Consider the following 25,775-nt stretch of genomic DNA (forward strand, 5'->3'; position numbering starts at 1 on the left):
CCTCAAAAACAGGACTTCGGTCCTGTTTTTTTATCTCTCTTAGAGAAAATGTGCGTCTTTCAAAAACAGGCGGGCTTTTTAGCGCTAACGGTTGGCATTTTGTAAATCTGCCGTTAACCTGATAGCGGATTTCCCTTCTGTAACTATAATGGAACCTCGTCATGTTTGAGAACATAACCGCCGCTCCTGCCGACCCGATTTTGGGCCTGGCCGATCTGTTTCGCGCCGATGACCGTCCAGGGAAAATTAACCTTGGCATTGGCGTATATAAAGATGAAACCGGCAAAACACCGGTGCTCACCAGCGTTAAAAAAGCCGAGCAGTATTTACTGGAAAATGAAACGACGAAAAACTATCTCGGCATTGACGGGATTCCGGAATTTGCTCGCTGCACTCAGGAACTGCTGTTCGGCAAAGGCAGCGCGCTGATTAACGATAAGCGCGCACGCACGGCGCAAACGCCGGGCGGTACCGGCGCGTTACGCATTGCCGCCGACTTTTTAGCAAAAAATACTCCGGTAAAACGGGTGTGGGTGAGCAACCCCAGCTGGCCGAACCACAAAAGCGTGTTTAACGCTGCCGGCCTGGAAGTTCGGGAGTACGCTTACTACGATGCGGAAAATCACACGCTGGATTTTGAAGCGCTACAAGCCAGCCTGAGCGAAGCACAGGCCGGCGATGTGGTTCTGTTCCACGGTTGCTGTCATAACCCAACCGGCATTGACCCTACTCTGGAACAGTGGCAGGTTCTGGCTGAGCTTTCCGTTGAAAAAGGGTGGCTGCCGCTATTCGATTTCGCTTACCAGGGCTTTGCCCGCGGCCTGGAAGAAGATGCGGAAGGTCTGCGCGCCTTTGCCGCGCTGCATAAAGAGCTCATTGTCGCCAGCTCCTACTCCAAAAACTTCGGCTTATATAATGAGCGCGTCGGCGCCTGCACCCTCGTGGCTGCCGATGCGGAAACCGTGGATCGCGCTTTTAGCCAGATGAAATCCGCCATTCGCGCTAACTACTCCAACCCACCAGCGCACGGCGCGTCCATCGTCGCGACTATCCTGAGTAATGACGCCCTGCGCGCTATCTGGGAACAGGAACTGACGGACATGCGCCAGCGTATTCAGCGTATGCGTCAACTGTTCGTGAATACCTTGCAGGAAAAAGGCGCGAACCGTGACTTCAGCTTTATTATCAAGCAGAACGGGATGTTCTCATTCAGCGGTCTGACCAAAGATCAGGTGCTGCGTCTGCGTGAAGAGTTTGGCGTTTATGCCGTGGCTTCTGGTCGCGTGAACGTGGCGGGCATGACCCCGGATAATATGGCGCCGCTGTGCGAAGCCATTGTCGCGGTACTGTAAAAAGCTGCCGACTGGCGTGACCGATAAAAAAGCCTGCACATTGCAGGCTTTTTCATTCTGCTTACCAGACCGGCATCTCATCTTGCAGGAAGGGATTATGCAGACGCTCGTACCCGAGCGTAGAGAGCGGGCCGTGGCCAGGAATAAAGGTCACATCATCGCCAAGCGGCAATAATTTACGCTTAATGGCGTCAATCAACTGGGTGTGATCGCCGCGAGGAAAATCGCTGCGCCCGACGCCACCTTTGAAAATCACATCGCCGGAGATCAGCAGTTGCGACTGTTCATCAAAGAAAACCACGTGTCCCGGCGTGTGTCCCGGACAATGTAACACCTGTAACGTCACATTCCCCACGCTGACGCGATCGCCGTCGTTCAGCCAGCGATCAGGCGTCAGCGGCTGACACTCATCCAGACCAAACATGCGGCTTTGCGCCGGCAGTCCTTGCAGCCAGAACTCATCTTCTTTTTCCGGACCGATAACAGGAACGCCGTAATGCTGCGCCAGTTCACTCGCCGCGCCGACATGATCGAGATGCCCATGCGTGAGTAAAATTTGCATCAACGTCACGCCGCTGGCGTCCACTTCCTGTTTAATTTTTTCCGCGTCGCCGCCCGGATCGACCAGCGCCGCCAGCCGGGTTTGTTCGCACCAGATTAATGAACAGTTCTGGGAGAACGCGGTGACCGGAATAATACGATAGTTCATACTGCTCCTTTGATTAAGCCTCGCTGATTACCAGTGCCGCGCCGGCCCGGTATCAATATGCACAAAGTTACTACGTGGGTAATATCCTACACCACCTGCGCGCATAGATAACGCCGCTTTGCGAATATTGCTCAGTGCCACGCCCTCAATATGAAAATCCATCGCCTGCCCTTTTGTATGGTAGCTTTTTTTCGCTACGCCGCTGCTACGGGCGCGTAATTCATTATTGGTATCAAGAGAACGGTAGCCTGAGATGAGCTGCACAGGTTTACGCGTCCCTAACAGCCCCTGAAGTCGGTAAAGTTGGTCAAACAGGCGGGGATCGATTGATCGGACTTTATTCGCGCGATAATCACGGAAAAAATGGTTTAACTTTGCTAATTCATCCTGAATGTAGGCTCTTCCATCGAAAAACTCCGCCTTGATTGACTCTCCGGTATGGAGATTGTTTAACGTCAAAATGCGCGGGCGTGGGGTCGAGAGTGTGGCAAACGCTGGCGCGGGCAGGATGGCGGCGCCGAGAGCGACACCACCAAGCGCCAGCAGCTTGCGGCGATTAGCGTCAAATTTGTCCATGATAATCAGGTCTACAGGTCAATGTTATCGTTAATACACTTCTACCTTTAAGCAGACATGATACCGGCTGGCACAGACTTCTGAACGGCCCGGTCGACTTAAAGGTTGTTGTATATGCACTTCTGGCGCACGAAAGGCACCTTAACTGCCGATAAAGCCCGCGTCAAGATGGCCCTCCCCCAGCCACAACGGGGGTCTACAGCGAAACGCCCCGTTGAAGCCAAACATTAGGACAACATATTTACCAGAACTTCTTCATTTACCTGATTAATTGTTCAACCTTTGGCACAATTTGTGCGCTGGATCGCGCTGTGAGATCGTAATTGTAAATATCTGTACGATATTGCATACGTCCATCTGCGCCGACAAACGCGGTCAGATAGTAAAGATTTACTGGAATGTTCTGCCGGATATTGACATACCGCGTGTCGCCTTGCTTCAGGGCGCCAGAGATCCGCGCATCGTTCCAGCCAGCATCCTGCAAGAGCATATTCGCCAGTTCAGAGGCCTTATTGACCCGCACGCAGCCGGAACTTAACGCCCTGGCGTCACGCTGAAAGAGAGTATGGTTAGGCGTATCGTGCAGATAGATCGCATCTGAACTCGGCATATTAAATTTATAACGCCCCAGCGAATTGTGCGCGCCTGGCGCCTGCTGGAAACGGAACGGAAGATTCGATGGCGTAATGGTGGCCCAGTCAACCTGCCACGGATCGATCGCTTCTTTGCTGTTCCAGCCGCGCATCACGGTGTAGCCATGGCGCTCCAGATAGCCTGGGTCATTCCACACCTTCGGTAAAATGTCTTTACGCGCAAGCGTGGGCGGAACGTTCCACGGCGGGTTCACCACCACATTATTCAGCGCGCTGCTCATCATCGGCGTTTTACGATCGGGACGCCCGACGATCACCCTTGAAGCCAGCACCTGGTTGCCATTCTGATAGTAGACCAGCGAATAAGCGGGAATGTTTACCATAATACCGGTAGAGAGTTCCGCCGGCAGCAGGCGTAAACGTTGGATATTCAGTGCCAGTACGCCTGCGCGTTGCGCGGGGGTCATATTAAGCCAGTTACGCGTCGCCGGGCCAATAACGCCATCCGCCCCCAGCCCTTGCCATGCCTGAAAACGCTTTACCGCCTCGACCAGCTCACGATCGTAGGCGCGTGCCGCCGGAGCCGACTTACTACGGCGGGCCGTTGGTTCGTCGACCGGCTGCGCCACCGATGTTTCGTCGACCACGGCGGAGGGGCTGACGACGGCGCTATCAGCAGTGTTATCGCCGGGTAAGGCTATCTTTGGACCGCCATCCAGCATCCCCGTACGCTGTAATATTTCGCGCAGCGCAGGCACATCGTTACTCCATTGCCCCGGGCGCAGCGTCGCGGTATTGGTCAACTGCGGCCACGGGCGAGAGTCCGCCACCAGCTTCAGCAGTGCGTCATGCATGGGCGCATACTGTGGGTGCTGCGGCGCCAGGCTGGCGACAAACATCGGCAACTGGCCCTCTTCCAGCGCGATTTGCCACTGGTTAATCACCGAGACTGGCGGCGTCGCCAATGCGTAAGGTTTGTTGCTATATAACCAGCGCTGGCCTTTGACGGGGATATTCGCAATGAAATGGAGATAGCCCATCATGGCGTCTGACAACACAACATCGCGCGCCATACCGTTTACGGCGGGATCGGTCAACAATGCCACCCAGGCGGTAAACTGCGGCTGGAATCCGGCAATCGCCACCTCCGCCAACTGTTGCTGGAAGGCTTTCACCGCATCGCGATTATCCCACATGGGCTTCATGTCGCGCGCGGCATACAGCAATGTCAGCTGGCTCATATAGACCGGCGTATAGCCGGAAGGAAGCTGCGACTGTAAATCAGCCCGGACTTTCTCGGCTGAAACGCCCTCCGGCAGCGGCTGAATCCCGGCCATAATCGCCGTCGCGGCTGATTGTTTCTGCGGCCCAGCCTGATCCGTCGCGGCAACGGCGCTATCGCCAGGTATCATTTCAGGCTCATCGGCCTGCGCATTGAACAGTGGAGCGAATGTTACGGCCAGGCATAAACTGATTGCCGACAGACAACGACCACACATCTTATTAAGCAACATCCCTTGCCCCCTGTTTTCGTTATCATACTCCGCATGACTGCGCTGCCCGCAGCGCGGGTCAACCGCAACCAATGCTTTTGTTTAGTATGACGAGTCAGCCTGCTCACTCGTCAGGCTTAACTCCAGTATATAAAGTTCGTTACGTTTTTGCCTAACCTAATGTAAAGAAGTTTAAAGAAAATGCACTACCCGGAGAGATTTTTCAGATAAAGAAAAAGGCGGCTTTCGCCGCCCCAGGCTAATGATAAAACAGAACTTGTTGTACCGGATGGCGGCGTAACCGATTTATCCGGCCTTGCCTGATAAGCGAGGCGCCATCGGGCACTTCATCGTTTCTGCCGTGTTTAACTCGCTTCTGAAGGCGTATCTTCCGTTTGCGTACCGGGAAGCGTTTCCGGAAGCTGCGGCGCAAAGCCACGCAGCCCGACAACATGAACATGCTCAGTATTCTGAAACACTTTACGCACCAGTTTATACGTCGTGCCCTTCTCCGGACTGATGTTTTCCGGCGCAGCGATGATGAGCTGCATCTGCAAACGTTCGCATAGTTCAAACAGCGTGGCGATAGAGCGCGCATCCAGACGCGCCGCTTCATCGAGGAACAGCAGGCGACATGGCGAAATATCTTTCCCGCGCAGTCTGCGCGCTTCGTCTTCCCAGCTTTGCACCACCATCACCAGAATTGACATCCCGGTCCCGATAGCTTCCCCCGTTGATAGCGCGCCGGATTCCGCACGCAGCCAGCCGTCGGACCCACGGTTAACTTCAACTTCCATTTCCAGATAGTTACGGTAGTCCAGCAGCTCCTCGCCGATGGTCTGCGGCGTGCGTTGCCCCATATCGATCTGCGGATTCAGACGCTGGTACAGTTTCGCCAGCGCTTCGGAGAAGGTCAGACGATTGCTGTTAAACAGATCCTGGTGCTGCTCCTGCTGTTCTGAAAGCACATCCAGCAAGGTGGCATGCGTTTCACGCACGTTGACGTTTAACCGCACGCTATTCACCTGTCCAAACGAGACGCTTTGCAAACCCTGGTTCAGCATACGGATACGGTTCTGCTCACGCTGGATAGTCTTGCGGATAATGTTTGCCACGCTGCGGGAACTGATCGCTAGCTTTTGCTCACGCGATGTCAGCTCTTCCGTCAGACGGCTCAGCTCAATCTCCATTTGTTCAATGGCTTCAACCGGATCGTCGGTACGAATAATATCCTGACGAATACGCTCGCGCAGATGCTGGTAAACGGCCACAAAGAACTGGATTTTACGTTCCGGGCGTTTCGGATCTTCCGACAGACGCAATACGTCGCGCAGATGTTCGTTATCCGCGACGGCCAGGCGCAGCGCGCCCAACGCCTTATCCGACATGGAGCGCAGTTCATCCGCCGACAGATAAGCCAGCTCACGACGGTGCAGACGGCGTTCCACGCCATTGTCTTTCACCATCCGCATGACTGCGCACCAGCCGGCTTTCGCGGTCACAACCTGCTCGCGCATTTCATGATAATCGCGCTCCAGCTTGCGCAGCTTACGGGTCAGGTTCTCCATCTCCGCTTCGCAGAAGGTGAGCGCTTTCTCAAGCTGATTGCGACGCGAACGGTTATTGCTCAACTGAGCGTGCAGTTCATCGCGACGCTGGCGGGCGCGCTCTTCCGCCCCGCTGTCGGCGCGAACGCCAATATCCTGTAATTCGCGCTGCAAATCGTTAAGCAGCTCTTTTTTCGTGTCGTAAGAGCTTTTTAGCGAGGCCAGGACCTGGCTGTACTGACTTAACTGCGCGGCATGGCTGCGCAGCGCTTCGCGGGCGCGGGTACGCTCGGCTTCCGCCTGCTCCAGCCGCTGGCGCAGCTTTTCATTGAGATCGCTGTTGCCGCTCAGCATTTCCGCCGAGTCGGAATAGCTGAAATGCGCCCGACGTTCGACGACTTCAGCCAGCGCAAAAGCCTGCTGGCGCGCGTCACGCTGCATTTGCTGCGACCAGGCATAGTCTTCTTTTAACTGCTCAAACTGTTCCGGATCGCTTTGCAGAACGGAAACCACCGGCTCCAGTTTGGCTAACTGGTTGCCATATTGCTGCACAAATCGCGCCGCTTCCTGCGCCTCATCCAACCGTTCCTGAATTTCATCGACCCGATCGGCCAGCGTTTCATCGGCCAATAAATTCAGCCGCGGCAGCAAACGGTTAAGCGCGGAAACGCCCTCTTTCGCCTGCTCAAACTGAAGGCGCTGCTGCTGGTTGTCGCTTTCATGCGTCGCCAACGCGCGTTCCAGCTCGACGCGACGCCCGTTCAGTCGGCGAATTTCCGCTTCCGGATCGTCCTCAAAGGCAACGGAAAGGTGGCTACCGATAAAACGGCTGAACGCCTGGTGCAAACGCTGGGTTTTCTGCACGTCAAACGAGAGCGTGGCAAAGCGCTCGGAAAGCACTTCCCGTTCCGCATGGAGACTTTCAATACGGTTCTCGCGCGCCGCACGGCCAAAAATAGGCAGCGACGGGAAACGCGAATAACGCCACTGACGGTCGGCAATTTTCACGACCACCGCCTTTTCCAGCTCGTCAACGCTGAATACGCTGTCATCAAAAGACTGCGGATCGCCTTCGATCAGGTACAGATCTTCCGGGCAGTCGGTCAGACCTTCAAGCTGTTCGGCTATTTGCGATAAATCCGGTACGACGATCGCATGGCGCGACGGGCCATACAGTGCGGAAAAGTACGGCGCATCTTCAAGGCTGACATCATCGTAGATTTCCGACAGCAGTACCCCGCCAAAACGCTCCGCCAGCGCATTCAAACGCTGATCTTCCGCACCGCCCGGCTGGCTTAAACGTTCGATCTCTTCATCAACCGCATTTTTACGCGCGCCCACTTCGTCGCGTTCGACAATGGCTTCGCGCTCACGCTCCAGCAGCTGTTGCAGGTATTCGGTCACTTCCTGGCTGGACGTAAACTCCTCGCCGCACTGTTCGCTAAGCTGGTTCAGGCTATTCTGCGCCGCCAGCCAGACGGGCGCACGCCGCATCAGATGTTGAATACGCGACTGAAGCTGTTCCTGTTCCTGACGCAAGGCCATACGCTGTTCGCTGGCTGACGACACGCTATCAGACAAGGACGCGATGCGGGCTTCCAGCTCCTGATGCAGCGCTTCCAGTTCGTCAATATCAAAATTTTTGCCCTGTCGCTTACAGAACTCCGCCAGCAGACGTTCCGCCTCTTGCTGCTCGCGCAGCCGCTGTTCCAGTTCGCTCAGGCGCATCCGCAGCGGCTGTACCTGTTCCGCCAGATGACGCTGGTTCACGCCGTCCCGTAACAGCTCGCGCGCCACGTCCCAGGCTTCGCTACGCGCCAGCGGGCCGTTGATCGCCGCTACCAGCTGATAAGCCTGCTCAAACTGACTGTGCGCGGTTTGCGCCACGCTCATTTTTTGTTCCAACGACAGCAGTTTTTCCGTAGCTTCCTGTTCTTTTGCCTGGAAAGTATCCAGCCATTCGGCGGCGCTTTCCGGCGTTAGATCCGGTAGATGGCAAAGTTCTTTAGCGCGGGAAAGCGCTGATATCGCCTGGTTATACTGAATCGCGCGCGTTTGCTGTACATCCAGCGCCTGCTGGTAATCCGCAAGCTGGCTTTTGAGTTCATCGACTTCCAGCTCGGCGGCTTCGGCACGCGCTTCATTTTCGTCCTGCATTTCGGCGGCTTCCGCCACCACTTCGTTTTGCTCTTCGAGTCGAATCTGCAGCTCTTCAAGATCCGCTTCATAGCGTTCAATTTTTTCCTGCTGACGCAGCGCGGTTTGCACCAGATTCAGGTGATCGCTCGCCGCCTGGTAATCCGCCTCAAGAGAACCTTCGGCACCGTTATGTTCGCCCAACTCACGGGCCATATCGACGTGCTTGTACTGCTCCGCCGCCAGCTGCTTGCGCGATGTGTACAGTTCGCGTCGAAACGCCAACGCCTGATCAAGGTGAACCCGACGCTCATTGGCGTGGCGCATATAATCTGCCGCCACATAATCGGTGGCTTCGCTGATCAAATGCTTAAACAGATCGCGATCGGATTGGGTAACACGAATCGCTTCCAGCGTGAGTCGGTTCTCGCGCAGCGCCGCTTCCATATCCTGGAATGCCTTGCGCACGCCGCTGTTTTCCGGCAATAAATAATCGCGTAGCGATCGGGTAATGGCGCTGGAGATCCCGCCGTACAGCGAGGCCTCTATCAAACGATAGAATTTACTACGATCGGAAGCGGAGCGCAGACGACGGGCGATAATCCCTAAGTCAAACATCAGCGAATGATAATCGGTGATGGAGTTAAACTGCTTAAACTGCACGCCTTCCATCTCGTCAAGCTTGTCTTTCAGCTCAGCAAGCGACAGTACGCGCGCCTGACGTTCGTTTAATGTCTCCGTCACCAGTTGTGTCGGCTGTACCGACATCGGCAGCCCCTGAATAGCGAACGGTTTGATGTCCACTTTGCGATCGCGCCCAGCGACCTGCTGCAGACGCACGCCGACCACCACCCGCTGATGACGGGAATTAATGGTGTCGAGCATGGAGTAACAGACACCCGCCTTCAGCTTACCGTGCAGACCTTTATCGCGCGAACCGCTGGTGGCGCCGGCTTCCGTGGTGTTACGAAAGTGCAGTAATGTGAGATCCGGGATCAGCGCCGTGACGAACGCCGCCATCGTCGTGGATTTCCCGGCGCCGTTGCCCCCGGATAACGTCGTGACCAGTTCATCCAGGTCAAAAGTGCGGGCAAAAAAACCGTTCCAGTTAATCAGCGTTAGCGAGCGAAATTTACCGCGTTCAATCATTATTCTTCCTCTCCACTGTCCGGCTGACTCTCTTCGGTCTCATCATTAAGTTGCAGATGGTTTTCAATGGGCATCGCTTCCCCGTCGCGGATGAGACGACGCTGCGCCTCGCGAGGATCGTCGCCGGCACGGACATCCGCGCCAAAGCGGAAGACCGATTCGGTAATGCGGAATTTGCTGCTGTCGTGGCCCATAAACCATACCATGCCCAAACGACGCAGGCGGTTTAAAGAAGAACGCACCTTTTCCTGCAGTTTCTGACGATCAACGTCAGATCCCGTCGAGCGGTTATTCACCAGCTTTAGCAGTTTGGCTTCGTCCGCAAGGGTAAGCAGCTCGTCGTACAACTCCTGCTGAGTAAAGATCCCTTCGTTGGCCAGACGCTCCGGGCTAAGATAGAGGTAGCAGAGAATTTTACCGACCATCATATCCAGTTCGGATAACACCGAGCGCGGAATAAGCGTGGTAGAACGCGGACGCAGGTAGAAGAACCCCTCCGGCGCGCGAATCAACTCCACGTTATAACGCGCGTAAAACTCTTCCAGGTATTCCTGAAAATCCATCAGAAAGGCATGATTATCCAGTTCGTCCAGCCCGATGTGGCGGCCCGAACGTAATGCGCTATCCAGCGCCGGAAATAACGGATTCGCCAGCGCCTGCGCCAGCTTAACCGGCATCACTTGTTCAATATTTGTCAATGACATGCGCCTGTACCTTGGCTCCGTAATCATTAATCGGCTGCCATTTGGCTGGCAGTCCGGTGAAATCTGCTTGCGCTACGCCAAGACGTACCGCTTGATCGATAACAATACGCGCCACGTCGAAATGACGCGCGCGCGGGTATTGCGCCAGATACTCGCGCACCACCAGCCCAAGATCCAGTGGCGTTTGTCTGGTTTTGTAGATAGCCAGCTGTTCTTCAATGATGGCCGCTAACTGCTCGCGGATCTCGTTAAACTCTTCATATTCCAGATCCGGCGGCAACTCCCCGGTGACTTCATCGTCACGCAACGCCATCTCTTCATCGCGCATATCCAGCAGACGATCGGCATTCGCGTAGGTTAGCGCCCAGGGATCGTCAAAATAAGTCTGCACGGACTGGCGCAACCGCTGGGCGAAGACACGGTTTTTATCCATATCGATCGCGGTACGGATAAATTTATGCACGTGACGATCGTAGCCGATCCATAAATCAATAGACTGCTGACCCCAACTGATAATGCGGTCGAGTTTACTTTGTAAGTCAAACACCAGCCTGTCGACAAAATGCAGATCGTCGTGCGTCATCGTGGCATCCTGAATGCGCAGCAGGTTAGCCTGCAGCTTATCGCCCGCCGCCTCCAGCGTATCCTGCAACTCGCGCAGCGTACCGGACGTTTCGGAAAGCAGCAGTTCACAGCTGGAAATCGCCGCCCGCCAGTCTTTATTCAGCAGTTGTGCGATATCGTCTTTCACCTGCTGCTGCTGTTCATCCATGATGCGCTGGGTGAGATCGATACTGTCGAAAATCTCCGCTACCGAATATTTCAATGGCGCGTAAACATTGCGATGCCAGTGGAACTCATCGCCACCCTCCGCTGCCGCATCCGCCGCGCGCTTCAATTCGCCGGCCACAATCGACAACTGCATAGAAAGACGCAGCGTAGAGAATTCGCGTTGACGAATGTAGTAATCGGTGATGCCAATCCCGAGCGGGGTTAATCGGTAAATCGCATTGCCTTCCGCCTGCTCGCTGGTAAAGCGGTTCAGCAGACGTTGACGCACCATATCGTTAATCGCGTTGTTCGCGCGCACGCCGATGGTTTCGCTGGTTTGCTCAAACGCATCACTCACATGGCGGAATGCATCCACCAGCTCGCCTTCACTCATCTCGCCGTCAAGGCGTTCGCCGTTCAACGTGGCGACCGCCAGCAGAAAGGAAAGTCTGTCTACCGGCAGCGAGATGGAAAAGTCGTTTTTTCTGGCCCAGGCAACCAGTTCGGGGACTGTCTGGGAAAATTCACTCATAGGTTATCCTTGCATCTGCGGCTAGCGCCGGGCTTTTAATCGCGGTGACATGAATGTAGCGCCCAAGGCTAATATACGGCTCCTGGCGGCAATAACGCGTTTCCAGTTCGACCAGGGTCTCATAACAGTCACGCTGCTGGTGTTTTTCACGCAGATAATCATGAAACACACGCACGCCGGTTTTACCGGTAATCTGCCAGCCAATCGCCTCCAGCCACTGGTACACCTGCGCGGGGTCGCGCGGGTAGTCAGGCGACAGCGTGCGCTTCTTGCGTTTAGGCATCCCCGCCTGCACGTAGTCAAAATTACCCGCCACCATATTGTGCATCAGCAAACCGTTAGCGTTATAGAACATCAACGACAGCGCGCCGCCAGGGCGCAATACTGACCAGAGCGTTTCTAATACGCCGACAGGATCGGCTACCCACTCCAGCACAGCATGAAACAATATCAGATCAACCGGGCTTTCCAAATGCGAAGCGACGTCCTGAGCCGGGCATTGTATAAAATGCATGTCTTTGCTCACACCTTTTGCCTCGGCCGCCTGCCGCGCGCGGGCGATCATTTCGCCAGACAGATCGCATAATGTTACCTGATGGCCGCGTTCCGCCATCTTAATCGCCGTTTGCCCTTCGCCGCCGCCGGCATCCAGCACCCGCAGTTTCCGCCCGCCAATCTCCTCCAGCACGCGATCCAGGTCTTGCCACAGAATGGCTTGCCGCAGTTGTCCTTTGGTCGTGCCGTAAATGTTACGGGAAAACTTTTCAGCAATGTCATCAAAATTGCGATCCTGCATCGGACTCTCCACAGGCTGGCTCAGGCGTTATCTGATAAAACCGCTATTTTGTCACAGCCGCGGCCAGAATGAACCTGTCTGGTGTAATATCACCGTTAATCCTCCGCTATATGGTTAAAAAAGGAACCAAAAAGGATGCTTTTTACGCTAAAGAAAGTGATTGGCGGTATGTTATTGCCGCTTCCGCTGATGTTGCTGATGATTGGCGTCGGCCTGGCGCTGCTCTGGTTTAGCCGCTTTCAGAAGACCGGAAAAGTATTTATCAGCGTAGGTTGGCTGGCGCTATTGCTATTAAGCCTGCAACCCGTCTCTGACCATCTGCTGCGTCCGATAGAAAACCGCTACCCTACCTGGCAGGGTCCGCAAAAGGTGGAATATATTGTGGTTCTCGGCGGCGGCTATACCTGGAACCCGCAGTGGGCGCCGAGCTCTAATTTAATTAACAACAGCTTGCCGCGGCTGGCGGAAGGCATTCGGCTGTGGCGCGCGAATCCGGGAGCCAGGCTGATTTTTACCGGCGGCGTAGCAAAAACCAATACGGTAAGCACGGCGGAAGTCGGTGCGCGGGTGGCGCAGTCACTGGGCGTACCGCGTAGCGATATTATTACGCTGGATAAGCCAAAAGATACGGAAGAAGAAGCCGCCGCCGTTAAGCAGGCCATCGGCGACGCCCCTTTCCTGTTGGTAACCTCCGCCTCGCATTTGCCGCGTGCGATGATTTTCTTTCAGCATGCCGGGCTGAATCCGCTTCCCGCGCCGGCGAATCAGTTGGCGATCGATTCGCCGCTCAATCCCTGGGAGCGGGCAATTCCGTCCCCGGTCTGGCTGATGCACAGCGATCGCGCTGGGTATGAAACATTAGGGCGACTTTGGCAATGGCTGAAAGGCATATCAGGCAAGCCAGGGGAGTAATGATTTCGCCGCCAGATCAAAATTGGTACGGTTAAAACGTCCGGTATTGACCAATTGCGCAACCTCGTCCCACAGCACATAGAGCCAACGCCGCCAGATGAAGGACTCCGCCACTGGCGCGCGTTGCAGATAATGCCAAAGCAATCCCTCCGCCAATGGATTATCCATCAGGCGAAACAGTTCGAACTCTCTCGGCGCCCACAGCATCAGCCCGGGGCCGACCATCGCCAGAAGCTGATCGCTACGGGCGTCTTTAAGCATACTGCGCAGGCAGAAGTTGCCATGCACCAGTACGCAGTTGTCGTTAAACCCTTCAAATAACGAAGGAAGACATTCTCTGGTACGAAACAGAATGCGTCTGTCCTGCATCGTCAGACCGGTATTGCTGAACTGATTTAGCGTCGTCCACAGCACCTCCACCCGCTGACGATACCAGGAAGGCCAGATATTCTCCTGAGTATGGTCTACGGCGCCAACGCAACCGCGGCTATCCTGCCGATGCCAGGCTAACAGCCCTTCGACAATCTGATCTTTTAGCTGTTCCCAGCGTTCCGGAGTGCGCGCCGGCGCCTCGACCGGCACACCGCGCAGTCGTTCCAGTAGCAGCACATCCGGACCAGGATGCTCTTCATGCGTCAATACGCCATAGATTACCGGCATCCTCACCGTACCGCTACGCGCCAGCATTGAGGTTTTCCATGCCAGTTGCTGCGCAACGCCGGGAGTGGTAAAACTTCGCGCCATCAGCGGCATCGGAATGCCCTGGCTGTCATATAATGACCACAATGCGGAATCCGCTTTCTCATTCACGCACTCTATACGGCTAAGTTTTTCACCCAACAAATGACTGAGTTCGGCCCGCAACTGTTCCATTCCAGATTACCCCCATTAGTGCTACTGCTTTAATAATGAGCGTCGTATGGACAGATGTCACCCGTATCAGATCAAGGGAAGAAAAGAAAAATGAGGAAAATCGTAACGGTACGAGAAAGCCGCCACTGATGAGCAGACGTGAGTATTCATCTTTGCGCTATCATACCGCGCTGTTCATGACCGTCTAAGACGATCATGAACAGGATCATGTTAACGCATTTCAGCGCGTACGCGCTCCAGGTCGTCGGCGGTGTCTACGCCCGTGCCGGGCACCGCTTTGGCGACGGCGACATGAATTTTTTCGCCGTACCACAGCACACGGAGTTGCTCCAGCATTTCAATATGTTCAAGCGGGCTGGGTTGCCAGCTCACGTAACGGCGGATAAATCCCGCGCGATAGCCATAAATGCCCAGGTGACGAAGGCAAGTATCCCCTACCGTTTCCAGACTTTTTGCAAAGCGGTCGCGATCCCAGGGAATCGTCGCCCGGGAAAAGTAGAGCGCATAGCCTTCGGCATCCAACACGACTTTTACCGCATTCGGGTTAAACGCTTCTTCGGCGCTGTGAATCGGCACCGCCAGCGTCGCCATGCCAACCTGGCGCTGCGCCAGATTTTCCGCGACCTGGCGAATAATAACCGCCGGGATCATCGGCTCATCGCCCTGAACGTTCACAATAACGGTATCGTCGCTGAATCCGCACTTCTCTACCACTTCCGCCAACCGTTCGGTGCCGGACTGGTGATCGGCGCGCGTCATGCACACTTCGCCGCCAGCCGCTTCTACCGCACGAGCCACGTCTTCATGATCGGTGGCGACAATAATGCGTTCCGCGCCAGATTCGCGCGCCCGCTCCAGGACATGAACAATCATGGGCTTACCATTAATATCCACTAATGGTTTGCCTGGCAGTCGGGTAGATGAAAAACGGGCCGGAATGATGACGACGAAACTCATGATTTACTCTCATCAGATGTCAGGGCGCGAGCTTCATTTTCCAGCAATACAGGAATGCCGTCGCGTAACGGGAAAGCGAGATTATCCAGTTTGCAAATTAATTCTTGCTGTTCCTGGTTATACCAGAGTTTGCCGTTACATACCGGGCAGGCGATGATTTCAAGCAGACGATGATCCATAGTTCCTCCAGATGGACCGGATTGTGAATCCTTCAATATTAACATAATCAGTTATGGTGCAGGGTCTATTTCCCAGCCATGACGCATGGCGCTAAACAGGCCTGGCGGACATTGTCCCAGCGTCACGCGCGATGCCCGTTGCCAGGCAGCAAACGCGCTAATCGCCTGCCAGATTCCTTTTTGCAGACTAACGCCAGGGCGGATATCGTCCTCCAGATACAGCGAGATAACCTCAAGCACCCCCGTTTTACGGTGCATTTTGGCATCCATTCGCCCGACTAAACGGCCCTGGTATAATAGCGGCAGCACAAAATAACCGTACTGGCGCTTCGCCGCGGGCGTATAACATTCCAGCCGATAGTTAAATGCGAAGAGCTGCGCTGCCCGCTTGCGATCCCATACCACAGGATCGAAAGGCGACAGTACTGCGCTATGGGTCGCCTTTAAGGCGTTATTTAGCGCCGGTTCAAGCTGCGAAAGAAGATCGGCATGAAGCCACATCCGCCCCAACGTTTCCACCTCGACCGGAATAATCTGCTGCTGTTCCGCCCGGCTCTCCCGCCATCCCTTCAGGTCAGGACGTTTCAGGCGGTAGTAATCCGCCAGCCACTGTTCACGGAAAATCCCCAGACTGCGCGCGCTATTATCCAGCATCAGGCTTTCCGCCTGCGGCTGTGACAGTCCATCGCGTTCATCATCCCAGTGCGGCATCACACGGCGCGTTAAATCATATACACGTTGAAAATTACGCCGCTCAACAACCATGACTTTTCCGGCGGTAAATAAACCCTCAAGGTGGCGTTTATGTGGTTTCCATTCCCACCAGCCGCTGGCGCCTTTCTGCGCATGTTCAAAATCGGCAGATCGCACCGGGCCGTGCTCCTGAATATGCCGCATTAGCTGTTCTATTTCTTCCGCGTGCTCATGCATCCATGCCGCGCGATATTTCCAGCCCATCTTTTCCGGCGACAGCATACGATGGCGGATAAGTTTAAAGTCACGGCGTGGTAAGAAACAGGCCTCATGCGCCCAGTATTCCATTAACTCGCCGCGTCGCAGCGCCTCATCCAGCCAGGCCTGCGGGTACGAGCCGAGACGGCTAAACAGCACCAGATAGGGGCTACGTGCGACAACATTGATGGTATCAATTTGCAGCAACGCCATGCGTGAGATGGCGGCAAGAACATCGCCAGGCATCGCGTTACGGCGCGGCTTTTTCAATAGCCCCTGCGCAGCAAGGTGAAGACAACGGGCCTGGGAAAGAGAAAGGTACGGCAATGACATTCATGACTCCATAAATTCATCACTGCCGCTGCATTGGGGTACGCTAGCGAACCAGCGAGGTGATATGTTCAAGCAACTTATCAGGCTGCTCACCGGACAAACGCGCATCAACCGGTAAGAACCACCAGTTATCTTCGGCAAAAGCACAGCATTTCACCGCGTCTTTTTCCGTCATTACCAGGGTCTGCCCTTCACCGACCAACGCCTGAACGTCAGCAGGGGCGAGCGTTTGATGATCCGCCAGAGGGACACACTTTTGCGGATGCGCGCCACAGGCTTCCAGCGTGGCGAAAAAGCGCGGCGGATGACCGATGCCCGCCATCGCCACAATATTGCTCAGTTGCGCCACATCGCAACGCGCTCCCGTACGTAAGTTCACCGCCAGTCCAGGCGCTAGCTGCATGGGGATTTCGCCCGCCCGGGCGACGCCGCCATTCACGATAGCGGCGTCTACGGTTTTCAGGCGACTGGCGCGTTCGCGCATAGGACCGGCAGGAAGCCACCAGCCGTTGCCAAAACGGCGCACGCCGTCAATCACCACAATTTCAATATCTCGCGCGAGCCGGTAATGCTGCAACCCATCGTCGGTGATAATAATCTGCACATTATGCGCCGCCAGAATCGCTTTCACCGCCGCGGCGCGTTCAGGCGCCACCGCGACAGGCGCGCCGGTCCGTTGATAAATCAATACCGGTTCATCTCCCGCTTCTGCGGTTGTCGTCTCCGGCGTCAGGAGCAGCGGATAAGCGGCAGCTTTCCCGCCGTAGCCGCGGGAAACAACCCCCACGCGCACGCCACGCTGTTGCAGCTTTTCCACCAGCCAAATGACTACGGGGGTTTTACCGTTACCGCCAGCCGTAAGATTCCCTACCACAACCACCGGTACCGGCGCTCGCCAGGCGCGTTTAAAACCAAGCTTATAGCTCAGACGAATCGCCCCGCTCACCAGACCATACAGCCAGGAGAGCGGCAGCAGTAACCGCCATAGCGGGGATTCACCCGACCAGATACGCGCAATCATTGGCCAAATTGCATCTTATGTAGCTGGGCGTAAACGCCGTGTTGCGCCAGCAACTCGCTATGAGTGCCGCGCTCAACGATAATACCGTCTTCGACTACAACGATCTCATCTGCCTGTTCGATGGTGGAGAGACGGTGCGCAATCACCAGAGAGGTACGGTTTTTCTGCAGCTCATCCAACGCTGCCTGAATCGCACGTTCAGATTCGGTATCCAGCGCGGACGTAGCTTCATCAAGGATCAGAATCGGGCTGTCGCGCAGTAAGGCGCGGGCGATCGCGATACGCTGGCGCTGACCGCCGGAAAGCAGTACGCCGTTTTCGCCGATAATGGTATCCAGGCCATTATCCATCTTATTGATAAAGTCCATGGCATAGGCCATGCGCGCCGCCTCTTCAATCTGCTCGCGGCTGTATTCTTCCGTCCGGGCATAAGCAATGTTATTGGCGACCGTGTCGTTAAACAGATGCACGTTTTGCGAAACCAGCGCCACCTGATTACGTAGAGAGGCCAGAGTGTATTCGCGTAGATCGTGACCATCCATCAGGATGTGTCCTTCATCAATATCGTAGAAACGGGTGATCAGACTGGCGATAGTTGATTTACCCGATCCGGAACGCCCCACCAGCGCCACGGTTTTCCCGGCAGGAATTTTCAAATTGATGTTACGCAATGCCGGCACTTCACGGCCCGGGTAAGTAAACGTCACATTGCGGAATTCGAGATCGCCGGTCGCGCGGTCAATGACACGTTTACCTTCATCTTTCTCCTGTTCGCTATCCAGAATCGCAAACAACGTTTGACAAGCCGCCATCCCACGCTGGAACTGCGCGTTAACGTTTGTCAGCGATTTTAATGGACGCATCAGCGCGATCATGGAGGAGAACACCACGGTGATGGTCCCTGCCGTCAGGCTATCCATTACGCTTGGGAAGCTCGCAGCATAGAGAACAAACGCCAGCGCCAGCGAGGCAATGAGCTGAATGATAGGATCGGAAATTGACGAGGCAGAGACCATTTTCATGCCTTGCAGTCGCATCTTATTGCTGACTTTATCAAAGCGCTTAGTTTCGACTTCCTGACCGCCAAAAATCAGTACCTCTTTGTGTCCTTTCAGCATTTGTTCAGCGCTGGTAGTCACTTGTCCCATCGTGTTCTGCATATTTTTACTGATGCTGCGGAACCGCTTTGAGACAACGCGAATCGCAATCGACACAATCGGCGCTAAAACAACCAGGATGATCGACAACTGCCAGCTGTAATAGAACATCATGATAAACAATCCGATGATCGATGCCCCTTCACGCACCACGGTAATCAGCGCGCCAGATGAAGAAGAGGCAACCTGTTCTGAATCGTATGTAATACGCGACAGCAGCGTACCGGTAGACTGTTTATCAAAGAAGGCGACGGGCATTCCCATCATATGGCCAAACAGGCGACGGCGCATGGTCATTACCACCTTGCCTGACACCCATGAAATACAGTAGCTGGAGATATAGCTAGTGATGCCTCGTAATATCATCAGCCCAATAACCACCAGCGGCATCCACAGCAACACTGAGCGATCCGTTTTACCGAAACCATCATCCAGTAATGGCTTGAGGAGCGATAGCATGAAGGTATCGCTGGCTGCGTTGAGAATTAACGCTATGCCCGCCACGATCAGACCTGCTTTAAAAGGCGCTATGGTTGGCCACAGTCGGCGGAAGGTCTGCCACGTAGAGAGATCTTTATCGTTATGCATTCAAAAAACCAGCATTTGTTGAAATAGCCGCATATTCTACCCGTTATCCTCGGACACGCCAAACCACTGATGATACCAGCGAGGTAAAATTTGATCCCGTAAGCCTTGTATGCGCCAGCCCTGCGGAGAAAACAGCAGCGAAATTTGCCCCTGGTGGGGTGTATCAAACCACTGATACGCCTGCTGTCGGTAGCGCTGTTTTACCTTGCGGGACGGCAGCCGCCATGCGTTATAGCGCGATGCGGACGCCAGCGCCGCTTCACCATGTACGCGCTGAATAAATGGTAGCGACGACGACGTATTACTACCATGATGCGGCACCTGGATAAACGTCGCCGCAAGATGTCGCCAGTAACGACTTAGCATTTTTTGTTCAGCGCCCGCTTCGATATCGCCCGTGAGCAGGATGCTATGTACACCGTCATCCACTTTGACCACACAAGAACGGTTATTTCCTCGATCGGCACTTTCGCGTAACGGCCAGTGCGCCTGAAACGTTAGCCCCTGCCATTGCCACTGCTCGCCGCGAAAACAGGGCAAATGTCCCTGCCAGCCTAACGGGCTGCGAATCCACATTGACGGCCAGACCTGCTGTAGCGAACGCAGCCCGCCCCGATGATCCAGATGCTCATGACTCAAAATAACGCCCTCCGGCGTCAGATTATGCCAGCGCAACCAGGGAATAATAACCTGTTGCCCGCTGTCGCCCTCCGGCCATGCCCGACCGGTATCGTAGAGTATTACTTTATCGCCCCTGACGATCGCTATCGCCAGCCCCTGACCGACATCCAGCATATGCACCTGCCATCCGCTGGCGTTTATCGGCCGCCAGAGTGGCCAGCTCATCAACAATAACCCGCATAAACAGACCGCCGGCCAGGTACGCCAGACGTTTAATCGCCACGCGATAAGCATTAGCCAGGGCAAAAACGTCAGCCACTGCCAACGGTTATCAATATTCACCCAGCCCTGCGGTAAAGCATTCAACAGGTAAAATAGCGCGGCTAACGCGCGATCGGTCAGGTACCATACCCACTCTTCAAGAAAAAACGGCCCGGTTAAATGCAGAATCATTCCCGCCAGGATGAGCGGAATCGTCACAAATGTGACCCAGGGTACGGCAAAAAGATTCGCCAGCATTGCGGTAACGCTTATGCCATGAAAAAGCGCCACCTGGAGAGGCAAAAGCAGAAGTGTAATGCCTGCCTGTAGGTGAAGCAGGTTAAGCAACCAACGTAAGCCCCGTGGAAAATTTCCGTTTGGCGCAGGAAACCACTGATACCAGAATAACAGGCCGGCAACCGCAAATGCTGACAGCCAAAGACTTTGTGATATAACCGCCACAGGATCGGCGAAAATAATCGCGGCCAGACAGCAGCACCAGACTTGCCAGCCGCTCCACTGTCGTCCGCTTAATTTTAATCCTCCCCAGACGCTCAGCGCCGCCACCGTGCGCAGCGCAGGCGGTTGTAAGCCGGTAAGCCAGGCATAACATATCGCGCAAAGAATGCCGCCCAGCAATGGCGTCTGCCAACGAATCCATCTGACCGGCAAAAAGAATTGTCCGCCACGGATTAATCCGGCAGCCAATAACGCAGCAAAAGCGATATGCAGGCCGGAAATCGCCATCAAATGGGCAGTCCCCGTATCGCGCATAACGGCCTTCACCTCCTGCGACACCGCTCCCCGCTCCCCCATTCCCAACGCCAGAATAACCTGCTGCCACGGATAAGGCGCAAGCGTAGCGCGAAGCGAAGCAAGATAGCGCCCACGCAAGCTACACTCAGGGTTAATCGCTTTAGCCTGTAGAAAACGCCCGGTCAACGGTTGGTGCTGCGCCAGCGCGTAACGCTGGCTATCAAAACCGCCTTCGTTAAGCTGTCCGTGTACCGCTCTGACCTTCAGCGTCATCGCCCACTGCTGTCCGGCACACACTTCCGTGGGTAAGTACTGGCCATGCAGGACAATCCCTACAGCAGGAAAGAGCGGCTTTCCGCGCAAATGGGTGATTCGCCCATAATGAGTGGTCATATGATCGGTGGCAGTAATGACGACTGTCGCCTCCTGCGTCGCGGCGGGCAGGACGTTTCCCGCCCAGATGGCCTGCCTGGCGGCAAATATCCCCCACATGAAAAAGAGCAAGGTTAATGCCGCGTAGCGCGCATAGTGATGGGGTATGAGGCAAAGCAAACATGCCAGACAAAACAGCACCGCGAGAATCCACGTATCAGGTAATACTGGCAATATCATGAGCGGAAGTATGCCGCATACTACGCATACGCTGACCGTCGTTATCTTCATAGACACCTCCCTGTGCGGGAAAGTGTGCAGGTTCAGGACGCCATTGTCTGGAGGGGATTTTGTGCTATACGGCGCGGATTCCAGGTTTTTTACCTGATAAATGTAAGACGCAGCAAAAAATGCGAAACGTTTTCCAGTTTTCGGTCGAATAGCGTTTGCGCCTGACGGCGTATAAATGAAAAAAGCACCCTGACGGTGCTTTTTTCGGGTTCAAGTTTTGCGTTAAAACTTAACCGTAAATATTGGCGCGATCGCGCAGTTCTTTACCCGGTTTAAAGTGAGGAACGTATTTTCCTTCCAGTTCCACTTTATCGCCGGTCTTGGGGTTACGTCCGGTACGAGGCGCGCGGTAATGCAAAGAAAAACTGCCGAAACCGCGGATTTCAATACGCTCGCCCTGCGCAAGAGTCGAGGCCATATGCTCCAGCATCTCTTTTACCGCGTCTTCAACCGCCTTAGCGGGAATGTGAGATTGCTGGGTTGCAAGTCTTTCAATCAATTCTGACTTGGTCATAATTCCTCCGGTTCCTTAAAGGCAAATTGGCTGCAGCCGTGAGATTGATTAAGGGCGGCCGTAGCCGCCCTTAGTGCTTGATTACAGGCCGAAACCTGCAATCTGTCAAGTAATCTCGTTATACTTCGGACTAAAAGACCCGAAGTTTCAGAGGATTACTCGCCTTTAGCTGCTTTGAATGCTTCAGCCATTGCGTTGTTAGAGAAGTTTGCATCTTCCTGTTTGTTAACAGTTGCGATGGCATCTTTCTCGTCAGCTTCGTCTTTCGCACGAACAGACAGGCTGATTGCGCGGTTTTTACGATCAACGCCTGTGAATTTAGCTTCAACGTCGTCGCCAACGCTCAGAACCAGAGTCGCATCTTCAACGCGGTCACGGGATGCTTCAGAAGCACGCAGGTAACCTTCAACGCCGTCAGCCAGTTCTACGGTTGCGCCTTTCGCGTCAACTGCAGTGACTTTACCGGTTACGATAGCGCCTTTCTTGTTCAGAGCAACCCAGTTGTTGAACGGATCTTCTGCGAGCTGTTTAACGCCCAGGGAGATACGTTCACGTTCTGCGTCAACCTGCAGAACAACTGCAGCGATTTCGTCGCCTTTTTTGTATTCACGAACTGCTTCTTCGCCTGCAACGTTCCAGGAGATGTCAGACAGGTGAACCAGGCCGTCGATGCCGCCGTCCAGGCCGATGAAGATACCGAAGTCAGTGATAGACTTGATTTTACCTTCAACGCGGTCGCCCTTGTTGTGGGTTTCTGCGAACTGCTGCCACGGGTTAGATTTGCACTGCTTCAACCCTAAGGAGATACGACGACGTTCTTCGTCGATATCCAGAACCATCACTTCCACTACGTCGCCAACGTTAACCACTTTGGACGGGTGGATGTTTTTGTTGGTCCAGTCCATTTCGGAAACGTGAACCAGGCCTTCAACGCCTTCTTCGATTTCAACGAAGCAGCCGTAGTCGGTCAGGTTGGTCACGCGACCGGTCAGTTTGGTACCTTCCGGATAACGTTTAGCGATAGCAACCCACGGATCTTCGCCCAGCTGTTTCAGGCCCAGGGATACACGGGTACGCTCGCGGTCGAATTTCAGCACTTTCACGTTGATTTCGTCGCCAACGTTCACGATTTCGCTCGGATGCTTAACGCGTTTCCAGGCCATATCAGTGATGTGCAGCAGGCCGTCAACGCCGCCCAGATCAACGAATGCACCGTAGTCAGTGAGGTTCTTAACGATACCTTTAACTTCCATGCCTTCCTGCAGGTTTTCCAGCAGCTGATCGCGTTCTGCGCTGTTTTCGGATTCGATAACGGCACGACGAGAAACCACAACGTTGTTACGTTTCTGGTCCAGCTTGATTACTTTGAATTCAAGCTCTTTGCCTTCCAGGTGCAGAGTGTCACGCACCGGACGAACGTCTACCAGAGAACCTGGCAGGAACGCGCGAATACCGTTCAGCTCAACAGTGAAGCCACCCTTAACTTTGCCGTTGATAACACCGGTAACAGTTTCAGCATCTTCGTAAGCTTTTTCCAGCGTGATCCATGCTTCGTGACGTTTAGCTTTCTCACGAGAGAGCAGAGTTTCACCGAAGCCGTCTTCTACTGCATCCAGAGCAACGTCAACTTCGTCACCAACCTGGATTTCCAGTTCGCCCTGGGCGTTTTTGAACTGCTCAGCCGGAATGGCAGACTCAGATTTCAGACCGGCGTCAACCAGTACTACGTCTTTGTCGATAGCAACAACAACACCACGAACGATGGAACCCGGGCGGGTTTCGATTTCTTTTAAGGATTCTTCAAAGAGTTGAGCAAAAGATTCAGTCATGTTTAATCTTCAGGTTTCATATTTAACGTCCACCTGGCTCCGTGCCGGATGGGGTTGTTTAACATACCCGCTGTCAATCCTTTGCAACGGGGGTACTACAAATTCGGTCGCATTTAAGCGAGAGCCAATTTTTGGCGCGCATATTGTAACGCTTTTTCAATCACTTGCTCAATGCTTAATCGGGTAGAATCCAAAACTAATGCATCAGCAGCAGGAACTAACGGCGCTACAGCGCGATTACGATCGCGATCGTCGCGTTCCTTGATCTCGGCCAAAAGGCGTTCAAAGTTAACACTAAAGCCATTCTCCTGCAACTGTAGCATACGTCGATGCGCACGTTCCTCCGAGGAGGCGTCAAGGAAAATTTTTACCGGCGCATCCGGGAAGACCACGGTCCCCATATCGCGTCCATCGGCGATTAAACCAGGCGCTTCGCGGAATGCGCGTTGGCGGCGAAGAAGCGCTTCACGCACGCGTGGGAATGCCGCCACCTGGGATGCCGCGTTCGCGACTTCCTGCGTACGAATTTCGCCGCTAACGTCCTCGCCTTCCAGGATAACTTCCAGGTTGCCGTCCGTTGAGACGAAACGCACGTCCAGATGGGACGCCAGCGGCACCAGCGCATCTTCAGAGGCAAGATCGACATGGTGGTGCAATGCCGCCAGCGCCAGTACGCGGTATATCGCGCCGGAATCCAGCAGATGCCATTGCAATGCTTCCGCCATTGCTTTGCACAAGGTGCCTTTACCTGCACCGCTTGGGCCATCAATGGTTATTACCGGGGCAATTGCCGTCATCTTTATCTCCTTAAACAGGCGTACCGTTAACGTAAACGCCGCGCATTATACGCGCCAACGCTCGCGACCGTTAACGTTGCGTGCAAAAACCAGTTTTGTCTGTAATCAGATGCGGAATAATTGCGCAATTATAGCGGGCCGGCGAGAAACCAGCCCGGAAGATGACAATGATTTACTTTTTATCTTCGGCAATTCTGTCGCGCATATGCTGCGCGCGATCGGCTGAGGCCGGGTGGGAGTCCATCAATGATTTTGCATGACCTGCGTCCATTGTGGCGAATTTATCGAATGCCGTGACTAAGCCCTGGGTGTTAATCCCGCGTTTTTTCAGCAGATCGTAAGAGAAGTCATCCGCATCCGACTCCTGACTGCGAGAAAACGCCGAATTGATGACGCCTTCCGCCAGATCGCCCAATTGAGACTGGGAAAGCTGCGCTGCGACACCGCTGGTGGCGGAAATCGCATCGCGAGCCGCCAGCGTGGCATAGGCGGTCTGCATTGCCTTGCGGGAGTGCCCTAAAGAGACATGGCCCAGTTCATGGCCCAGTACGCCTTCAATTTCATTATCGGTCATCAGATCCATCAGGCCGGAGTATACGCGAACGCAACCGTTCGCCATCGCCCATGCGTTGATATCGCTGGTCATATAGACTTTATAGCTAACCGGCGTACCGTCAATGTTGTTACCCAGCGCTTTGGCGATTTTGCTCAAACGTTTGGTGTATTTGCTTTTCGAACCTGCCAGTTGATTCTCGCTGTCCATTTGTTTACAGGCATTATTAGATAATGCTTTAACATCCGCATCGGACAGTGTGGCGGCTTTGTAGGCTGACATGCCTGAACTGGCGATTAAATTGCCATTCACGCCATTTTTACATCCTGCCAGTAGCGTAGCGGAAATCGCCACCGCCAGTAATAATGATTTATTTTTCATACTAATCTTCCGTTGATAACTATTATAAAAAACACATAAATCAATGTGTTAAATCATCAACAAATTAGCAT

Annotated in this window: 20 protein-coding genes; 2 read left to right on the top strand and 18 right to left on the bottom strand. The window is 54.3% G+C overall.

All coding sequences use genetic code 11. The features are described from left to right. Positions 1 to 161: 161 nt before the first annotated feature. The gene (aspC, locus tag J4613_RS09645; RefSeq protein ID WP_000462653.1) at positions 162 to 1,352 is read left to right on the top strand and encodes an aspartate transaminase; all 1,191 of its coding nucleotides are present in this window, start codon (positions 162 to 164) and stop codon (positions 1,350 to 1,352) included. Positions 1,353 to 1,413: 61 nt separating this feature from the next. Here the strand turns inward: aspC and J4613_RS09650 are convergent, their stop codons facing one another. The 7 genes from J4613_RS09650 to cmoM all read right to left on the bottom strand — a co-directional run bounded on the left by J4613_RS09650 (position 1,414) and on the right by cmoM (position 12,358). Then, positions 1,414 to 2,061: an MBL fold metallo-hydrolase gene (locus tag J4613_RS09650; protein ID WP_001109471.1), complete on the bottom strand. Its 648-nt coding sequence runs from the start codon at positions 2,059 to 2,061 to the stop codon at positions 1,414 to 1,416. Between the two features lie 27 nt (positions 2,062 to 2,088). Beyond that, entirely contained in the window at positions 2,089 to 2,637 is a 549-nt protein-coding gene (locus tag J4613_RS09655) for a YcbK family protein (protein ID WP_000357052.1), read from the bottom strand. A gap of 259 nt (positions 2,638 to 2,896) precedes the next feature. Then, positions 2,897 to 4,744: a L,D-transpeptidase gene (gene ldtD, locus J4613_RS09660; RefSeq protein ID WP_079951480.1), complete on the bottom strand. Its 1,848-nt coding sequence runs from the start codon at positions 4,742 to 4,744 to the stop codon at positions 2,897 to 2,899. 344 nt (positions 4,745 to 5,088) lie between these two features. Continuing rightward, positions 5,089 to 9,555 carry a chromosome partition protein MukB gene (gene mukB, locus J4613_RS09665; protein ID WP_000572753.1) on the bottom strand — a complete coding sequence of 1,489 codons (4,467 nt, stop codon included), beginning with the start codon at positions 9,553 to 9,555 and terminating at the stop codon, positions 5,089 to 5,091. Beyond that, a complete protein-coding gene (gene mukE, locus J4613_RS09670) occupies positions 9,555 to 10,259 on the bottom strand; it encodes a chromosome partition protein MukE (RefSeq protein WP_000060025.1) in 705 nt (234 codons plus the stop codon). The genes mukB and mukE overlap by 1 nt, the downstream gene beginning before the upstream one ends. Then, a complete protein-coding gene (gene mukF / locus J4613_RS09675; protein WP_001288828.1) occupies positions 10,240 to 11,562 on the bottom strand; it encodes a chromosome partition protein MukF in 1,323 nt (440 codons plus the stop codon). The genes mukE and mukF overlap by 20 nt, the downstream gene beginning before the upstream one ends. Then, a complete protein-coding gene (gene cmoM, locus J4613_RS09680; RefSeq protein ID WP_001154025.1) occupies positions 11,555 to 12,358 on the bottom strand; it encodes a tRNA uridine 5-oxyacetic acid(34) methyltransferase CmoM in 804 nt (267 codons plus the stop codon). Before cmoM ends, mukF begins: the two co-directional genes overlap by 8 nt. Positions 12,359 to 12,493: 135 nt before the next feature. Between cmoM and elyC the strand changes: the two genes are divergently transcribed. After that, positions 12,494 to 13,270: an envelope biogenesis factor ElyC gene (elyC, locus tag J4613_RS09685; RefSeq protein ID WP_000899563.1), complete on the top strand. Its 777-nt coding sequence runs from the start codon at positions 12,494 to 12,496 to the stop codon at positions 13,268 to 13,270. Here elyC and J4613_RS09690 read toward each other — a convergent pair. From J4613_RS09690 to J4613_RS09740, 11 genes are all read right to left on the bottom strand, one after another. Next, on the bottom strand, positions 13,250 to 14,143 hold the full coding sequence (locus tag J4613_RS09690; protein ID WP_000436889.1) for a YcbJ family phosphotransferase: 894 nt from the start codon (positions 14,141 to 14,143) through the stop codon (positions 13,250 to 13,252). The genes elyC and J4613_RS09690 overlap by 21 nt on opposite strands. Before the next feature lie 210 nt (positions 14,144 to 14,353). Continuing rightward, positions 14,354 to 15,100 (bottom strand): 3-deoxy-manno-octulosonate cytidylyltransferase, encoded by a 747-nt coding sequence (gene kdsB / locus J4613_RS09695; RefSeq protein ID WP_000011576.1) that lies wholly within the window; start codon positions 15,098 to 15,100, stop codon positions 14,354 to 14,356. Beyond that, positions 15,097 to 15,279: a protein YcaR gene (ycaR, locus tag J4613_RS09700; RefSeq protein ID WP_000350061.1), complete on the bottom strand. Its 183-nt coding sequence runs from the start codon at positions 15,277 to 15,279 to the stop codon at positions 15,097 to 15,099. The genes kdsB and ycaR overlap by 4 nt, the downstream gene beginning before the upstream one ends. A gap of 51 nt (positions 15,280 to 15,330) precedes the next feature. Further along, complete coding sequence (locus tag J4613_RS09705) at positions 15,331 to 16,563, bottom strand: winged helix-turn-helix domain-containing protein (RefSeq protein WP_000056925.1); 1,233 nt, start codon at positions 16,561 to 16,563, stop codon at positions 15,331 to 15,333. 43 nt (positions 16,564 to 16,606) lie between these two features. Continuing rightward, positions 16,607 to 17,584 (bottom strand): tetraacyldisaccharide 4'-kinase, encoded by a 978-nt coding sequence (lpxK, locus tag J4613_RS09710; protein ID WP_000561677.1) that lies wholly within the window; start codon positions 17,582 to 17,584, stop codon positions 16,607 to 16,609. Beyond that, on the bottom strand, positions 17,581 to 19,329 hold the full coding sequence (gene msbA / locus J4613_RS09715) for a lipid A ABC transporter ATP-binding protein/permease MsbA (protein WP_000551246.1): 1,749 nt from the start codon (positions 19,327 to 19,329) through the stop codon (positions 17,581 to 17,583). The genes lpxK and msbA overlap by 4 nt, the downstream gene beginning before the upstream one ends. A gap of 36 nt (positions 19,330 to 19,365) precedes the next feature. Beyond that, complete coding sequence (locus J4613_RS09720) at positions 19,366 to 21,630, bottom strand: ComEC family protein (RefSeq protein WP_000705780.1); 2,265 nt, start codon at positions 21,628 to 21,630, stop codon at positions 19,366 to 19,368. A gap of 229 nt (positions 21,631 to 21,859) precedes the next feature. Then, complete coding sequence (ihfB, locus tag J4613_RS09725; RefSeq protein WP_000167332.1) at positions 21,860 to 22,144, bottom strand: integration host factor subunit beta; 285 nt, start codon at positions 22,142 to 22,144, stop codon at positions 21,860 to 21,862. A 155-nt stretch (positions 22,145 to 22,299) separates the two neighbouring features. Continuing rightward, positions 22,300 to 23,973 (bottom strand): 30S ribosomal protein S1, encoded by a 1,674-nt coding sequence (gene rpsA / locus J4613_RS09730; RefSeq protein WP_000140324.1) that lies wholly within the window; start codon positions 23,971 to 23,973, stop codon positions 22,300 to 22,302. Between the two features lie 113 nt (positions 23,974 to 24,086). After that, entirely contained in the window at positions 24,087 to 24,770 is a 684-nt protein-coding gene (gene cmk / locus J4613_RS09735; protein ID WP_000125007.1) for a (d)CMP kinase, read from the bottom strand. A 172-nt stretch (positions 24,771 to 24,942) separates the two neighbouring features. Further along, positions 24,943 to 25,704: a M48 family metallopeptidase gene (locus J4613_RS09740; protein ID WP_000792301.1), complete on the bottom strand. Its 762-nt coding sequence runs from the start codon at positions 25,702 to 25,704 to the stop codon at positions 24,943 to 24,945. Positions 25,705 to 25,775 lie beyond the last annotated feature (71 nt).

Source organism: Salmonella sp. 32020114201800008SM (assembly GCF_017572025.1).
GTDB classification, from domain to species: Bacteria; Pseudomonadota; Gammaproteobacteria; order Enterobacterales; family Enterobacteriaceae; genus Salmonella; species Salmonella enterica.

Coding starts and splice junctions, on each gene's coding strand:
- aspC (WP_000462653.1), top strand. CDS start 162: ATGTTTGAGAACATAACCGCCGCTCCTGCCGACCCGATTTTGGGCCTG.
- J4613_RS09650 (WP_001109471.1), bottom strand. CDS start 2,061: ATGAACTATCGTATTATTCCGGTCACCGCGTTCTCCCAGAACTGTTCA.
- J4613_RS09655 (WP_000357052.1), bottom strand. CDS start 2,637: ATGGACAAATTTGACGCTAATCGCCGCAAGCTGCTGGCGCTTGGTGGT.
- ldtD (WP_079951480.1), bottom strand. CDS start 4,744: ATGTTGCTTAATAAGATGTGTGGTCGTTGTCTGTCGGCAATCAGTTTA.
- mukB (WP_000572753.1), bottom strand. CDS start 9,555: ATGATTGAACGCGGTAAATTTCGCTCGCTAACGCTGATTAACTGGAAC.
- mukE (WP_000060025.1), bottom strand. CDS start 10,259: ATGTCATTGACAAATATTGAACAAGTGATGCCGGTTAAGCTGGCGCAG.
- mukF (WP_001288828.1), bottom strand. CDS start 11,562: ATGAGTGAATTTTCCCAGACAGTCCCCGAACTGGTTGCCTGGGCCAGA.
- cmoM (WP_001154025.1), bottom strand. CDS start 12,358: ATGCAGGATCGCAATTTTGATGACATTGCTGAAAAGTTTTCCCGTAAC.
- elyC (WP_000899563.1), top strand. CDS start 12,494: ATGCTTTTTACGCTAAAGAAAGTGATTGGCGGTATGTTATTGCCGCTT.
- J4613_RS09690 (WP_000436889.1), bottom strand. CDS start 14,143: ATGGAACAGTTGCGGGCCGAACTCAGTCATTTGTTGGGTGAAAAACTT.
- kdsB (WP_000011576.1), bottom strand. CDS start 15,100: ATGAGTTTCGTCGTCATCATTCCGGCCCGTTTTTCATCTACCCGACTG.
- ycaR (WP_000350061.1), bottom strand. CDS start 15,279: ATGGATCATCGTCTGCTTGAAATCATCGCCTGCCCGGTATGTAACGGC.
- J4613_RS09705 (WP_000056925.1), bottom strand. CDS start 16,563: ATGTCATTGCCGTACCTTTCTCTTTCCCAGGCCCGTTGTCTTCACCTT.
- lpxK (WP_000561677.1), bottom strand. CDS start 17,584: ATGATTGCGCGTATCTGGTCGGGTGAATCCCCGCTATGGCGGTTACTG.
- msbA (WP_000551246.1), bottom strand. CDS start 19,329: ATGCATAACGATAAAGATCTCTCTACGTGGCAGACCTTCCGCCGACTG.
- J4613_RS09720 (WP_000705780.1), bottom strand. CDS start 21,630: ATGAAGATAACGACGGTCAGCGTATGCGTAGTATGCGGCATACTTCCG.
- ihfB (WP_000167332.1), bottom strand. CDS start 22,144: ATGACCAAGTCAGAATTGATTGAAAGACTTGCAACCCAGCAATCTCAC.
- rpsA (WP_000140324.1), bottom strand. CDS start 23,973: ATGACTGAATCTTTTGCTCAACTCTTTGAAGAATCCTTAAAAGAAATC.
- cmk (WP_000125007.1), bottom strand. CDS start 24,770: ATGACGGCAATTGCCCCGGTAATAACCATTGATGGCCCAAGCGGTGCA.
- J4613_RS09740 (WP_000792301.1), bottom strand. CDS start 25,704: ATGAAAAATAAATCATTATTACTGGCGGTGGCGATTTCCGCTACGCTA.